Genomic DNA, 14,630 nt, shown 5'->3' on the forward strand with positions numbered 1-14,630 from the left:
AGAGAAGTGATGTTTCGAAGATACTGTTTAGTTTTGAGTGATACTCAGGTATGACTCAGAGATCATTGAAAACTGGATAATAGAAAATAAATTGCGATAGAAATAGAAAATGAGATCGAAATAGTAATTGTTATTATTGAGGTCTTTCTAGAAAAGTCGAAAACTAAGAATTTTCATCACTAAAAAACATAAATCGAAACGGATGGATGGATTTTAGTAAATAGTTGAAAATAGTAATCAAGCAAACACCAAAATAGGTAAAGTAAGAAAGAGCGTATGGCGGATGCCTAGGCACAGAGAGGCGAAGAAGGACGCAGCAAACAGCGAAATGCGACGGTTAGCAGTAAGCATGCAACGATCCGTCGATGTCCGAATGGGGGAACCCACCTGGAGTAGAGACCAGGTATCCTGAAGTGAATAAATAGCTTCAGAGAGGCGAGACTCAGGGAACTGAAACATCTAAGTACCTGAAGGAAGAGAAAATAAACGAATGATTCCCTAAGTAGCGGCGAGCGAAAGGGGAAGAGCCCAAACCGATCTTAGGATCGGGGTTGTAGGACTGTCGGCAAAGAGCAAGAAATCATTATAGGCGAACGGAATGGGAAGTCCGGCGAAACAGGGTGACAGCCCCGTAGCCGAAATAGTGAAGAAGCACGAGACAGCACCTGAGTACGGCGGGACACGAGGAATCCTGTCGGAATCCACCAGGACCATCTGGTAAGGCTAAATACTCCTCTGTGACCGATAGTGAACCAGTACCGTGAGGGAAAGGTGAAAAGAACCCCGGGAGGGGAGTGAAATAGAACCTGAAACCATATGCTTACAAGAAGTTAGAGCCCGTTAAAGGGTGATAGCGTGCCTTTTGTAGAATGAACCGGCGAGTTACGATATGGAGCGAGGTTAAGCAGGATATGCGGAGCCGAAGCGAAAGCGAGTCTTAACAGGGCGAAAGTTGCATGTCGTAGACCCGAAACCGAGTGATCTAGCCATGACCAGGTTGAAGTTGGGGTAAAACCCGATGGAGGACCGAACCGACCCCCGTTGAAACGTTGGCGGATGAGTTGTGGCTAGGGGTGAAATTCCAATCGAACTCGGAGATAGCTGGTTCTCCCCGAAATAGCTTTAGGGCTAGCGTCGAGGTAAAGTCGTGTGAAGGTAGAGCACTGAATATGTGATGGCCCCATCTCGGGGTACTGAACATAATCAAACTCCGAATGTCACAAAGATATACTCGGCAGTCAGACAGTGGGTGATAAGGTCCATTGTCAAAAGGGAAACAGCCCAGACCATCAGCTAAGGTCCCAAAATATATACTAAGTGGAAAAGGATGTGGAGATGTCCAGACAACTAGGAGGTTGGCTCAGAAGCAGCCATCCTTTAAAGAGTGCGTAACAGCTCACTAGTCGAATGACTCTGCGCCGATAATTTACCGGGGCTAAGTATATTACCGAAGCTATGGATTTACGCGTAAGCGTGAGTGGTAGGGGAGCGTTCTATGTGCGGAGAAGCGGTACCGTAAGGAGCCGTGGAGCGCATAGAAGAGAGAATGCCGGTGTGAGTAGCGAAACGTGGGTGAGAATCCCACGCACCGAAAACCCAAGGTTTCCAGAGGAAGGTTCGTCCGCTCTGGGTAAGTCGGGACCTAAGGCGAGGCCGAGAGGCGTAGTCGATGGACAACAGGTAGAGATTCCTGTACTTACGGTATGAATGATGGAGTGACGGAGAAGGCTAGCGGATCCTGCTGATGGAAATGCAGGTGCAAGCGAGGTAGCCGACAGCCAGGCAAATCCGGCTGTCGAAAGGCAAAGGCGTGAGGCGTATGGAAAGCTGCGGCAAGTACAGAAGTCCGTGAAGCCAGCTTCCAAGAAAAGCTTCTAGTGATAATCATACAGTAACCCGTACCGAAAATGGACACACATGGGTGAGGAGAGAATCCTAAGGTGAGCGAGAGAACTATAGCTAAGGAACTCTGCAAAATGACTCCGTAACTTAGGGATAAGGAGTGCTCATAGAGATATGAGCCGCAGTGAAACGGCCCAAGCGACTGTTTACCAAAAACACAGCTCTATGCTAAGTCGAAAGACGACGTATATGGGGTGACGCCTGCCCGGTGCTGGAAGGTTAAGAGGATGTGTCAGCGCAAGCGAAGCATTGAATTGAAGCCCCAGTAAACGGCGGCCGTAACTATAACGGTCCTAAGGTAGCGAAATTCCTTGTCAGGTAAGTTCTGACCCGCACGAAAGGCGTAACGATTTGGGCGCTGTCTCAGCTGTAGACTCGGTGAAGTCTTAGTACCTGTGAAGATGCAGGTTACCCGCGACTAGACGGAAAGACCCCATGGAGCTTTACTGTAGCTTGATATTGGACTTTGATGCAAGATGTACAGGATAGGTAGGAGACTGAGAGACATGCACGCCAGTGTGTGAGGAGTCAATGTTGGGATACTACTCTTCTTGTATTGGAGTTCTAACCGGATGCCATGGAACTGGCAACGGGACAGTGTCAGGTGGGCAGTTTGACTGGGGCGGTCGCCTCCCAAAGAGTAACGGAGGCGCCCAAAGATACCCTCAGCTTGGATGGAAATCAAGCGCAGAGTGCAAAGGCATAAGGGTGTTTGACTGCGAGACCTACAAGTCGAGCAGGGACGAAAGTCGGGCTTAGTGATCCGGCGGTGCTGAATGGAAAGGCCGTCGCTCAACGGATAAAAGCTACCCTGGGGATAACAGGCTGATCTCCCCCAAGAGTTCACATCGACGGGGAGGTTTGGCACCTCGATGTCGGCTCATCGCATCCTGGAGCTGAAGTCGGTTCCAAGGGTTGGGCTGTTCGCCCATTAAAGCGGTACGCGAGCTGGGTTCAGAACGTCGTGAGACAGTTCGGTCCCTATCTGTCGTGGGCGTAGGAAGTTTGAGAAGATCTGTCCTCAGTACGAGAGGACCGGGATGGACATATCAATGGTGCACCAGTTGTCACGCCAGTGGCACAGCTGGGTAGCTAAATATGGAAGGGATAAACGCTGAAGGCATCTAAGTGTGAAACCCACTTCAAGATGAGACTTCCCATTACGCAAGTAAGTAAGACCCCTTAAAGACGATAAGGTTGATAGGTCAGGAGTGTAAGCATGGCGACATGTTCAGCGGACTGATACTAATAGGTCGAGGACTTAACCTAGAGAAAAAGGGTTAAGGCTTGAAACTGAAAGAAGACAAAGTGGAAGACAAAAGACGCAAGAAAACTATTATCTAGTTTTGAGTGATTCTCGAAAGGAATTGCTTAGAAAAGAAGATCTGGTAGCGATAGCATGATGGACACACCTGTTCCCATACCGAACACAGAAGTTAAGCATCATAACGGCGAAGATAGTACCAAGGTGCGACAATAGCAAGCTGCCGGTTCTTTTTTTATTTACGGATACCTCTGCGTATCCTTTTTTTATTTTATATCCGGCTTTAATAATGAATTCTAAGATGGGAATATTTAGAAAAAAAGAAGGTCACTTTATTTGACCTTCGATTTTTATGTTTTATATTTCAACTGCTTCTTTAACTAATGCAACTACTTCTTCCATAGTTCCACAGTTAATAGCTTTAGCAGCTAATTCATTCATTTCAGATTTTTTCATTGATCTGATTAACTTTCTTTGAGAAAGAATAGATGTAGCAGACATAGAGAATTCATCTAGTCCTAAACCGATTAGTAGTGGTGCAGCAATTGCTTCTCCAGCCATTTCTCCACACATACCTGTCCATTTACCTTCGGCATGGGCTGAATCAATTACATGTTTAACTAAACGTAAGATTGATGGGTGGAATGGTTGATATAAATAAGAAACCCCAGATGACATTCTATCAGCAGCAAATGTGTATTGAACTAAATCGTTTGTACCAATTGAGAAGAAATCAACTTCTTTGGCAAATTGATCAGCTAACACTGCTGCAGCTGGAATTTCAATCATGATACCTACTTGTAATGTATCAGATACTTCGATTCCTTCACTAATTAATTTTTCTTTTTCTTCCATTAAGATTCCTTTAGCTTTTCTAAATTCATCTAAAGTAGCAATCATTGGGAACATAATTCTTAAATCACCATATACTGAAGCTCTAAGTAATGCTCTTAATTGAACTCTAAAGATGTCTTCTCTTTGGAAACATAAACGAACCGCTCTAACTCCTAAGAATGGATTCATCTCTTTAGGTAAATCAATTGCTTCGATTTCTTTATCTCCACCAATATCTAAAGTACGAACAACAGCAGGTTTTCCTTCTAATCCTTCAAGAACCTCTTTATAAACATTGAATTGTTCTTCTTCAGTTGGTAATTGAGCAGATTCCATATATAAGAATTCAGTTCTGAATAACCCAACTCCTTCACCACCATTGTCTAGTACACCTTGGATGTCTTTTGGAGATCCAATATTAGCAACTAGTTCGACGTGATGATCATCTAGAGTAACAGATTTTTCATTTTTCATTTTCTTTAATTCTTCCTTGTATGCGATGAATGCTTCACGTTTAGCTTGATATTCTTTAATTTCATCATCACTAGGATTAATAATTACAATACCAGCTTCACCATCTAAAACAACCATATCAGCATCATTAGTTTCATCAGTTATTGTTTTACAAGAAACAACCGCAGGAATTTCTAATGAACGCGCCATGATTGCTGAGTGAGAAGTTCTACCACCAATATTAGTAGCAAATCCTCTAACTAAGTTTTTATTTAATTGCGCAGTATCAGATGGAGTTAAGTCATCAGCAATAATAACAACTTCTTCATCGATTAAAGCAGGATTTGGCAATGACTTACCTAGTAAGTTAGCTAATAAACGACGAGATACGTCCTTGATATCAGCCGCTCTTTCTCTAAAATAATCATCATCCATACTTTCAAACATTGCAATAAAAGTATTAGCAACTTCATCTAGAGCAGCATCAGCGTTAATCTTTTCATTTCTGATTTTATCCTCTACTTGAGTTTTTAATTCAGGATCTTGTAATACTAATGCATGAGCATCAAATACAGCAGCTTCTTCTGCAGATAAATTTTTAGCAGCAGCTTCCTTAATTGATTCTAATTCTTTTGCAGTTTGTGACATTGCATCGTCAAATTTTTTGATTTCTGCCTCAGCATCTTCTACTGTTACTTTTGTCACTGTTAAATCCGGCATTACTAGTTTGTATGCTTTAGCAATCGCGATACCACTAGATGCCCCAATACCTTTTATCATATTAAAAACACCTCCATATACATTCCTATTTTACCTTATTTTTAGCAAAAAATAAAGAAATATCGAACTGTGACTAGGTATTTTCGCGTTATGAAAAAAGGGCTTTCAAAAGGGACTTACAAATTAATAGACTTTGACAAAAAATACATGACTCGTTTTTTTCGAGTTTTGAAAAATGATTGATATTTCCGGCCTTTAACTTGAAGTTTTAAGGTAAAAATAGTATCATATAAGTGGAGGGACACAAAATGAAATTAATTATAGTTGAAAATTATGAAGAAGCAAGCATTGAAGCTGCAAAAGTTATGTTAGAAGTTGTTAAAAACAATCCAACTGCTAATTTGGGATTGGCTACGGGATCTACACCAATCAGAATGTATGAATTGATGATCGAAGATCACAAGAAGAACGGGACTTCTTATAAAGATATCAAATCATTTAACTTAGATGAATATTTTGGATTAGAAGCTACTCATCCACAAAGTTATCATTATTTTATGAATAAACATTTATTCTCTGGAATTGACATTAATCCTGAAAATGTACATGTACCAAATGGTGCTGGAGATATTCAAGTAAGTTGTGATGATTACAATAAATTATTAGCTGAAAATCCTATCGATATCCAATTGTTAGGAATTGGTTCAAATGGACATATTGGTTTTAATGAACCAGGAACTTCTTTTGATTCAGTAACTCATATGATTGAATTAAAAGAAAGTACACGTCAAGATAATGCCCGTTTATTCTTTGATGGGAAAATTGATGAAGTACCTACTCATGCGATTACTATGGGAATTTTAAATATTTTACAAGCTAAAAAAGTATTATTAGTTGCGTGTGGTGAAAATAAAGCTCAACCAATCAAAGTATTGGTTGAAGGTGAAAAAACTACAGACGTACCAGCAAGTGCACTTCAAGATCATAATGATGTTGTTGTAATTGTTGATAAAGCAGCTGCTAGTTTATTAACTAAATAATAAAAGGAAAGATTTATAAATCTTTCCTTTTTTAAAACCTTTTTTTTACCTTTAAAGAAATGTGTTTAATTTGTTTACGTAAGATAAATAACGTATAATTATTATATGGGGGTACTAAATATGACAAAAAATTTATTTAAAGAAGTAGCGATGAATGAAACAAATCCAAACTACTCAAAAGCAATATCAAGACTTGAACCATTGTATCAAAGAAGTAATGATCTACGTAGTGAGTTTGGTCGTGATTATACGAGAATTATCTTTTCTCAGGCATACCGACGTTTAAAACATAAGACACAGGTGTTTTTTGCAGTTAAGGATGATCATGTTTGTACACGTAGTGAACATGTTAACTTAGTTGAATCTGTAAGTTATACAATTGCAAATTACTTAGGTTTGAATACTGAATTAACTAAAGCAATAGCAGTAGGCCATGATTTAGGACATGCCCCATTTGGTCATGGTGGTGAACGTATTATTAACGAGCTTGCTAAAATACATGGGCTCGATTCTTTTTGGCATGAGCGCAATAGTCTTCATCTCATTGATGAAATAGAAACATTAGAAGATAATGAACATCATCGCCATAATTTAAATTTGACATATGCTATTCGTGATGGAATTATTTCTCATTGTGGAGAAATGAATCAAATGAGTATTAAAAAGCGAGATGAGTATATTGATTTACAAAATTATACTAGCCCAGGACAATACAGTCCTTATACTTGGGAAGGATGTGTTGTAAAAATGGCAGATAAGATTGCCTATTTAGCACGTGATATTGAAGACGCTTTACGTCTCAAGGTACTAAAAGAGAATAAAGTTGAAGTCTTGAAAGCTTCGCTCAATAATATTACTAGTGAATATCATTTTACAGCAATCAATAATGGAACTGTCGTTAATTATTTTATTCAAGATGTATGCAGTCATAGTAATCCAAGCGATGGAATTTCATTATCAAAAGAAGCTTTTGAAATAATGAAAACAATTATGAAGTTTAATTATCAAAATATATATTTAATTGATAGAGTACAAATTCATACTAATTATGTTAAATTGATTTTAAATTCTATTTTTGATTTCTTTATTAAATACGATTTAATGGCTCGAGATAGTAATACTAATATTATTGATGAAATTTCTAAGGATAAAGATCAATTTCCCCATGCAATCAATGGATTTATCCATTGGCTTGAAAAATATAGTGTGATGAATGGAGCAAAACGTGATTCGCTTTATCAAAATAAAGTTATTTATGATTTTATTAATGATGATAAAGCAATTATTAAAAGCATTTTAGATTATTTATCAGGAATGTCAGATGCCTATATTATTCAAATATTTAATGAGCTTATTTCATTTTAATCCATTGAAGAAATTCAATGGATTTATTATTTTTACTTAAATTATTAGAATAGATGTGGTAAACTAATCATTATTAGGGAGGTTTAAATATGCCTATTAAAATACCAAATGATTTACCAGCAAGTAAAATATTAAAAGAAGAAAATATCTTTGTGATGGATGAAAATCGTGCTTTAGCTCAACAAATTAGGCCATTGCAATTATTAATTTTAAATATTATGCCGACTAAAGTAGTAACTGAAACACAGCTTTTAAGGATGCTGTCGAATACACCACTTCAAATCGAGGTAGACTGGATTCATATGGCCAGTCATGAATCTAAAAACACACCTCAAGAACACTTATTAGCTTTTTATAAGACATTTGAGGAAATAAAAGATAATAAATATGATGGTTTGATTATTACTGGAGCACCGGTGGAAAAACTTAGGTTTGAAGATGTTGATTACTGGTTAGAGATGGAAAAGATTTTAGAATGGTCAAAAACTCATGTATTTAGCTCATTTTTTATTTGTTGGGCTTCTCAAGCAGCATTGCATTATTTTTATGGTATTGAGAAACATGAATTAAAAGAAAAACTGACAGGTGTTTATTTTCATCATACTAATGTTGATAAAATGAAGCGAAAGATACTTAGAGGCTTTGATTATCAATTTTATGCTCCTCATTCACGTTATACAACAATTATGGCAGAAGATATAGCAACGATTTCTAGTCTTGATATTTTAGCTGCTAGCGATGAAGCAGGGGTTTATTTGATTGCAGAAAAAGATGGCTCACGTTTTTTTGTAACTGGTCATCCTGAGTATGATCCTGATACATTAGATAAAGAATATAATCGTGATCTGGCAATTTCTGATCAAGCTACTATGCCTAAAAATTATTATAAAAATGATGATATGCACAATGAAATTTTAGTAAAATGGCGTTCTCATGCTTATTTATTATTTAGTAATTGGTTAAATTATTACGTTTATCAAGAAACTCCATATGATTTAAATGAGTTAGAAAGTTTAAAACTAGGTAAATAATGTAATATTGTATTTACGATAAGTTTAAAAGTTGAAGAAATAAATCTTGCTCAAATTAAGTAAATCTTCTAAGTTGGACCAGCAAATGATATGTATCAAGAATTCTAGACACATATCATTTTTGGTCCAATTTTTAGAATCGGTACAATTTGAGTAATCAGTAAATTTATATATAATTTCTAAATAATGCAGTAGAATTAAGTTTCTATTTCTTTTAAGAGTTTACTTTGAGTTTGTCTGTATCTTAGTGGTGTAAGGCCCATTGTTTTTTTGAATATTTTATCAAAATATTCAATATTATTAAAGCCACATTCAAAAGCTATATTTAGAATTGATAATTCAGTAGATAAAAGGAGTTCTATTGCCTTATCTATTTTTTTTATTTAAATATTGGCTAGGAGTCATATTTAAATATTCATGAAATTTTTTAATTGTATATTGTTTAGAATATGGTGAGATGATAAAAATATCTTTTGTTTCTTTAATTTTATTTAAATCTTGTATTTCTAATAATAATGATTTAAACCAATTTGGATATATATTCGTATCTTTTGATTGATGATAGATTAATTCTTTTATCATTTGATATAAGAACAATTCTATATCTTTATTTAACTCATAATAAGAATCGTTGAGATTGATATCATTATAGTAATTAATTAGTTTTCTAGATTTTTCATCAGATAAGTGTCCTATTACAGTATCATTAATTAAATGAAAACCTCCAAATATAGTCTGAACTCTATTCATAATTTTGTCAGAAAAAGCTAAATTGATATATTTTAAGGAAATATTTTCATTAATAGTAACAAGTTCATGAAAAATATTTTTTTTCATTAAAATAATGTTATTTCATAATATGTCTGATAATGTTTTCCTACTTCAGATTTTTTTCTTTTTCGGTGTTGCCAGTGAATATCTTTGCTGTTATTGATGATTTCTAGACTTAGTTCTTGCATAAAGCACCTCCATTATTTTTATTATATTATAATTTTGATTTAAATAAAATTAAAAATAAAGTTAGAAAAATAAGATAAAATGAATGCTTTGTTTAATAAAGTTTAAAAAGCGAATATATGTTAAGTATGATATACCTTGTTATGATACTCTTTATATGAAAAGGAGGTAGACAAATGAATGAAATTCAATATTTAAAAGAGTTTACGAGATTGTATAAAGAAAATAGTCATGATAAATACAATCGGGAAGTAGAATGCCATTTCTTTATGCACAAGGAAAATCGTACAAAAATAACGAGCGATGATTATTTCTTATCATGTTTTCCTAGTGCAATTTGTGGTTTTGGATCAAGAAATACTAACTTTATTTACAATTGCAAATTAGAACGATTAGCAAAATTAATCGAAGGTACACATGATGTTGAAAAAGAAGAATTAGAAGAATTGTATACGTTTTGGGCTGATGAGAATGATAAAGAACGTCTTAGAAGATATTATCCAAATGATATAAAAGAATTAATGCCATATGATGATTTTGAAAATGATTATTATACAGCGTATCCTTTATATAGATTAGGAGGAGCTTATCTTGATTTTGAAAAATTATTTGATTTAGGAATAGATGGATTGATTCATGAAATTGATTCTCAACCACTCAATAGTTTTTTAAGAGCTTGTAAGAAATCGCTTATTTACTTAAAAGAATTAATAAAACTGTATCGTGATGATGCCATGGACATTAATCCTGAATTGGCTTATACGTTAAATGAATTACTTGAACATAGACCACAAAATATGAAAGAAGCGATTCAATTAATGTGGATTTATGTAGGCGTTAGTGAAATTAGAAACTATGGAAGAATGGATAATCAATTAGCACGTTTTTTAGATGATGAACAAGATGCATATAAGAATATTGCAGAATATTTCAAGGTAATTAGACAACGAAATACGATTTACAATGGTCGTATTATTTTAGGTGGAGAGGGTCGTCATGATCTTGAAAAAGCAAACAAGATATGCAGTATAGCTCTTAAAGTTATGAAAGATTTACATTTAACTGAACCACAATTAACACTTAGGTGGTCAAAAGATATGCCTGATAGTATTTTTGATAATGCGATTGATTGTATAGAAAGTGGTTGTAGTTATCCATTATTATACAATGACACGGTTAATATTAAAAATGTCAAAGAATCAATGAATGTATCATATAAAGAAGCAGTTGATTATGTTCCTCTTGGTTGTGGTGAATATGTTTTGGATCATAAAAGCATTGGTTCACCTAATGGAATCATTAATTTAGCTAAGGTATTAGAGGGGCTGGTTAATGATGGAAAATGTATGAATTTAGTAGTTGGAGCAACTGGCAAAGACAGAAATAATACTATCGGAGGACATAAGGCATGAGTGCTATTATTCATTTAAAGCATTATATTTCAAAAAAGCATCTACCTACGTCTTTAGAGAAAAATGTTCAGTACAGTTTCCTTGTATATGAAAGTTAAAACGTAAAGAACTATTAAAATATGTGTGGTAATATTGAGTGGTGCTTTTAATTCCCTACTTGCCACATATCCAACAAAATATTTAGGAATATCTATTGTGGAATGTGTTATTTCCAATACAATACTATTCGCTAAAATTGACATATCTTCGTCAATAATATGATATTTTAAAGAAATATCTGGTATGTTAAAATGTTATAAAATAATAGAAATATTTTTATACTCTGTTGGTGTCATTCCGTATGCTTTCTTGAAATTACGAGAAAATATTTCATGGTATCATCATAGAAAACGAGGAATACAGTATAACTGAAAACGCTAATGTTGTGTTGACGAATGAAAATATCAAGAAAATGCTGAAAAAAATATCAGTCAAATAAATAAAGCAATATAAGCATAACGGTTGACTTATTCCAAACCAACAAAAAAAGTGAGTAGCGTATTAGATATTTTTCTCATTAAATTTAGAGTTATTGGGAGTGAATAGATTTCTAGGTTTAGTGATCGTGTTTTAACGGTAAGACGGAAACCGTTAATACTATTAGAATTTCCAATATCAATATGTATACAATAGTATTCTATGCTATACTAAAAATGTGAGGAAGGTTAAAACAATGAAAGAAAAGATTTTAAAGAATTGTAAAAAATACTGGTATGTTATAGCATTTATCATTGTAGGCTTTATCGTTTTAAATAAAGAGCCAGATTATCTTGTATTGAAAAAAAATACTTTTAAAGTTGAACTTGGTACACCATTCAATATAAAACCTGAAACATATTTAAATACAGAAAAATTAGATACCGATGTAAAAAAGGATGTATTGGAAAACGCAAAGGTAACTGTTGATAAAGATTTGAATAATATTGAAAATTTTTGTTTAGATGTTGGAAAATATAAAGTTACCGTTTCATATAAAAACGAAAAAGAAACTTTTACTTATAAAGTTGAAGATACTACCGCCCCAGTAATTACAGGTGCAGAAAGTATTGATATAGTACAAAGTACTGATTTAAGTACTTATGATTTTAAAGTTCTTTATACAATTGATGATTTATCTCAAACAGATGTTAAGTATGATACTAGTGCAATTGATGTAAATACAATTGGTGCTTATACTTTAAAAATTATTTCAGAAGACAATTATGGAAATAAATGTGATAAAGAAGTAGCTATAAATGTTGTTGCTCCATTGAGTGCTGATGAAGTAATTGTTGAGGAAACAGTATCAAACGCTGATGGTACAACAACTACAAAGATTGTAACTAGAAAGAAAACCGAAGCACAGAGTGGTGATTTTCGCATAGTTACTTCGGGTGATACATCAAAATCAAGTAATAATAGTTCTTATTCATCTTCTAGTAGTTCATCTAACAGTATTTCAACTATTAAACCAAGTGGTAGTACATCATCAAATAGTTCATCTAATAATAATTCTAGTGCTGCTAAGCCTAATAATGGTAATTTAATAATTGATTAAAATAAATTAAGCAATTTTTTACAGTTGCTTTTTTTGTTGAATAAAAATGTAATTCAAAATATTTAGCTTTATTTGATAGATCAGTAAAGTATCCCAATTACAGGAATGGAAAAGAAAAATGGTATTTGAAATTTGGGTATTGGAGAGTATTAGATGGTGCAAATTCTTGGAACTATAGACTTTTTTATTGATTAGAACATTCAAAATAGTAAGTGGATTTGACGCTTTGGTGCCCGAATTTTCCATAGTGAAATAAAACGATATGGACAAATATAAAGAAATGATAGAGAAATTCGTATTGAGTGCTATAATTTTAGCAAACAAATTTGAAGTTGTGGTGGGATGGGCAGTATGGGCGGATTTAAACCAACTATTGGTAAATGGTATGATTATAAAAACTACGATATAGATGAGCCACAGTGGAGACGTCTTTTGAATACTGCTGAAAAGCTTGAAAATGAATTTGGAGACTTGTTTGTATATGAAAGAGATGGGTCGATTGGCTACGGTCTTGAGATTATTTCCAGTCCAATGACAAAAGGATATTATGAAAAAATATCAATAAGTTTAAAAACCTGTTAAATATTTTTAATGAGTTTCACTATGTTTCTACAAAAGGAAATAAATGTGGTTCACACATTTATTTCAATAGAAAAACACTAGGTTTTAATTCTAAAGAATACAGTTCTCTATTAAGTAATCTTAATAATAATATAAGAAAAGCAGAAGAAGTAGACCACAAAAGAGCAAATAAAACCATTGAAAATGTGGTTGCTGTTATGGAATTATATCGAGAAGAATTAATCAAAATCAGTGGACGAAATAAAAGCAGTTTACGCTGGTGTCAGTTTGAAACATCAAATGGATATGATATAGAAGTTATAAAAAAAGTTGCAAAAGATAAAATTAAAAGCGATAGAAATCGTCACAATAGATACAAGGTTGTTAATACTACAAATGAAAAAACTGTTGAGATTAGATTATGTCGAGGAACGCTGTTATGGGAATCTTTTAATACACGTATCAATTTAATGTATAATATTGTAAATGTATCTAGAAACTATCAAGGCTTGATTAATTTGGAAAAATTAATTGTATATAAAAATAATGATAAAACAATACAAATGATGAAAAATTATATTGAGAATAATGATATAGAAAATAGAAAAGTTGATATAAAGGAAGTGAAAAAAACTATCATTAATGCCTAATAATAGTTTAAGACCATCAAGTTTTATGTTTGGCAAATAAATATAGATAGACGTTAATTAAAACAATTAATTCATTTTATTGTTTTGATTTTTTACATGAAATAGGTTCTAGATGTCTGGGAACATTGCTTACTCACCCGAAGAAAATAAGGAATGCATTCCTTAATTAAAGAAGAAAGAGGCAATGAATATGTGTATAATTATTGTAAAAAATAGCAGAATGGACTTACCGGATAAAGAGATTTTAAAAAGATGTTGGAATAAAAATCCTCATGGTGCAGGGTTCATGTACAATTATAATGATGTAGTTATTATTAAAAAAGGTTTTATGTTTTTGATGATTTTTATGAAAATTTGCAAATAAATGATAAGCTCTATAAATTGAAAAATCAAAGTGTTGTATTTCATTTTAGAATATCAACAAGTGGTAAAATTGATGAGGGAAATTGTCATCCATACCCGCTGACTGATGACAGTATATACCTTAGAAAAACAAATTTACGTTGTTCTATTGGAATTGCACACAATGGGATAATTCAAAAATATAACCGTAAAGATAGTGTGTTAAATGATACATAACTGTTTATAAAAAACATAATTTATGATTTGATTACAAATTAAAAAGAAAATTGATGAAGAGAAAGTTACAGTTTCTAAATGCGAAGAGCAGCTGAAGAAATCAAAAATCAGCCTATCTAACTTTGAAAAGGATAAAAAGGCACTGCTGAGACTAAAGAAAAAAGTAGATGATTTTAATAGAAAAATCAGCGAAAGTCTATCGGAATTTGACTGAATTTAATGTCTTTGAACATTTCAAAAAACACCCTCAACTTCTGATTATCATGCAACATATGAATTTTTTGTT

12 protein-coding genes and 2 rRNA genes are annotated in these 14,630 nt (G+C 33.6%); 10 read left to right on the plus strand and 4 right to left on the minus strand.

Features of this window, described 5'->3' with window-relative positions:
- The first annotated feature begins 256 nt into the window (after nt 1-256).
- Both EYR00_RS05370 and rrf read left to right on the plus strand, forming a co-directional pair.
- Nucleotides 257-3,171: ribosomal RNA gene (locus tag EYR00_RS05370) — 23S ribosomal RNA — on the plus strand.
- A 115-nt stretch (nt 3,172-3,286) separates the two neighbouring features.
- Nucleotides 3,287-3,395 (plus strand): 5S ribosomal RNA (gene rrf, locus EYR00_RS05375).
- Between the two features lie 128 nt (nt 3,396-3,523).
- Here rrf and ptsP read toward each other — a convergent pair.
- A complete protein-coding gene (gene ptsP / locus EYR00_RS05380; RefSeq protein ID WP_003537757.1) occupies nt 3,524-5,233 on the minus strand; it encodes a phosphoenolpyruvate--protein phosphotransferase in 1,710 nt (569 codons plus the stop codon).
- A 248-nt stretch (nt 5,234-5,481) separates the two neighbouring features.
- Here ptsP and nagB point away from each other — a divergent pair, with 248 nt between their 5' ends.
- The 3 genes from nagB to metA all read left to right on the plus strand — a co-directional run bounded on the left by nagB (nt 5,482) and on the right by metA (nt 8,609).
- The gene (gene nagB, locus EYR00_RS05385) at nt 5,482-6,213 is read left to right on the plus strand and encodes a glucosamine-6-phosphate deaminase (RefSeq protein ID WP_040434331.1); all 732 of its coding nucleotides are present in this window, start codon (nt 5,482-5,484) and stop codon (nt 6,211-6,213) included.
- Nucleotides 6,214-6,333: 120 nt separating this feature from the next.
- Nucleotides 6,334-7,578, plus strand: a complete 1,245-nt coding sequence (locus EYR00_RS05390) for a deoxyguanosinetriphosphate triphosphohydrolase family protein (protein ID WP_008792930.1) — start codon at nt 6,334-6,336, stop codon at nt 7,576-7,578.
- Between the two features lie 89 nt (nt 7,579-7,667).
- Nucleotides 7,668-8,609 carry a homoserine O-acetyltransferase MetA gene (metA, locus tag EYR00_RS05395; RefSeq protein WP_003537760.1) on the plus strand — a complete coding sequence of 314 codons (942 nt, stop codon included), beginning with the start codon at nt 7,668-7,670 and terminating at the stop codon, nt 8,607-8,609.
- Nucleotides 8,610-8,806: 197 nt separating this feature from the next.
- On the opposite strand, the gene EYR00_RS16050 is transcribed toward metA, so the two are convergent.
- Genes EYR00_RS16050 through EYR00_RS15805 form a run of 3 tightly spaced genes read right to left on the minus strand, consistent with a single transcriptional unit; the run spans nt 8,807 to nt 9,568 of the window.
- On the minus strand, nt 8,807-8,992 hold the full coding sequence (locus tag EYR00_RS16050; protein ID WP_081446384.1) for a helix-turn-helix domain-containing protein: 186 nt from the start codon (nt 8,990-8,992) through the stop codon (nt 8,807-8,809).
- Nucleotides 8,976-9,446, minus strand: a complete 471-nt coding sequence (locus EYR00_RS05405; RefSeq protein WP_003537761.1) for a hypothetical protein — start codon at nt 9,444-9,446, stop codon at nt 8,976-8,978. The genes EYR00_RS16050 and EYR00_RS05405 overlap by 17 nt, the downstream gene beginning before the upstream one ends.
- Complete coding sequence (locus tag EYR00_RS15805) at nt 9,446-9,568, minus strand: hypothetical protein (protein ID WP_003537762.1); 123 nt, start codon at nt 9,566-9,568, stop codon at nt 9,446-9,448. The genes EYR00_RS05405 and EYR00_RS15805 overlap by 1 nt, the downstream gene beginning before the upstream one ends.
- A gap of 174 nt (nt 9,569-9,742) precedes the next feature.
- Here EYR00_RS15805 and EYR00_RS05410 point away from each other — a divergent pair, with 174 nt between their 5' ends.
- The 5 genes from EYR00_RS05410 (at nt 9,743) to EYR00_RS05430 (ending at nt 14,129) form a co-directional block, all read left to right on the plus strand.
- Nucleotides 9,743-10,978, plus strand: coding sequence for a glycyl radical enzyme domain-containing protein (locus EYR00_RS05410; RefSeq protein ID WP_003537763.1), 1,236 nt, complete (start codon nt 9,743-9,745; stop codon nt 10,976-10,978).
- Between the two features lie 712 nt (nt 10,979-11,690).
- The gene (locus tag EYR00_RS05415; RefSeq protein WP_003537765.1) at nt 11,691-12,554 is read left to right on the plus strand and encodes a hypothetical protein; all 864 of its coding nucleotides are present in this window, start codon (nt 11,691-11,693) and stop codon (nt 12,552-12,554) included.
- A gap of 351 nt (nt 12,555-12,905) precedes the next feature.
- A complete protein-coding gene (locus EYR00_RS05420) occupies nt 12,906-13,136 on the plus strand; it encodes a hypothetical protein (RefSeq protein WP_029481412.1) in 231 nt (76 codons plus the stop codon).
- A gap of 197 nt (nt 13,137-13,333) precedes the next feature.
- Nucleotides 13,334-13,765 (plus strand): hypothetical protein, encoded by a 432-nt coding sequence (locus EYR00_RS05425; RefSeq protein WP_224209090.1) that lies wholly within the window; start codon nt 13,334-13,336, stop codon nt 13,763-13,765.
- Between the two features lie 190 nt (nt 13,766-13,955).
- Nucleotides 13,956-14,129 carry a hypothetical protein gene (locus EYR00_RS05430; RefSeq protein WP_003537772.1) on the plus strand — a complete coding sequence of 58 codons (174 nt, stop codon included), beginning with the start codon at nt 13,956-13,958 and terminating at the stop codon, nt 14,127-14,129.
- Nucleotides 14,130-14,630 lie beyond the last annotated feature (501 nt).

It is taken from the genome of Thomasclavelia ramosa DSM 1402, assembly GCF_014131695.1.
Classification (GTDB): domain Bacteria; phylum Bacillota_I; class Bacilli_A; order Erysipelotrichales; family Coprobacillaceae; genus Thomasclavelia; species Thomasclavelia ramosa.

Excerpts from the sequence above, each read along its gene's own strand:
- ptsP (WP_003537757.1), bottom strand. The coding sequence starts at position 5,233 with ATGATAAAAGGTATTGGGGCATCTAGTGGTATCGCGATTGCTAAAGCA.
- nagB (WP_040434331.1), top strand. The coding sequence starts at position 5,482 with ATGAAATTAATTATAGTTGAAAATTATGAAGAAGCAAGCATTGAAGCT.
- EYR00_RS05390 (WP_008792930.1), top strand. The coding sequence starts at position 6,334 with ATGACAAAAAATTTATTTAAAGAAGTAGCGATGAATGAAACAAATCCA.
- metA (WP_003537760.1), top strand. The coding sequence starts at position 7,668 with ATGCCTATTAAAATACCAAATGATTTACCAGCAAGTAAAATATTAAAA.
- EYR00_RS05405 (WP_003537761.1), bottom strand. The coding sequence starts at position 9,446 with ATGAAAAAAAATATTTTTCATGAACTTGTTACTATTAATGAAAATATT.
- EYR00_RS15805 (WP_003537762.1), bottom strand. The coding sequence starts at position 9,568 with ATGCAAGAACTAAGTCTAGAAATCATCAATAACAGCAAAGATATTCAC.
- EYR00_RS05410 (WP_003537763.1), top strand. The coding sequence starts at position 9,743 with ATGAATGAAATTCAATATTTAAAAGAGTTTACGAGATTGTATAAAGAA.
- EYR00_RS05415 (WP_003537765.1), top strand. The coding sequence starts at position 11,691 with ATGAAAGAAAAGATTTTAAAGAATTGTAAAAAATACTGGTATGTTATA.
- EYR00_RS05420 (WP_029481412.1), top strand. The coding sequence starts at position 12,906 with ATGGGCGGATTTAAACCAACTATTGGTAAATGGTATGATTATAAAAAC.
- EYR00_RS05425 (WP_224209090.1), top strand. The coding sequence starts at position 13,334 with ATGGAATTATATCGAGAAGAATTAATCAAAATCAGTGGACGAAATAAA.
- EYR00_RS05430 (WP_003537772.1), top strand. The coding sequence starts at position 13,956 with ATGTGTATAATTATTGTAAAAAATAGCAGAATGGACTTACCGGATAAA.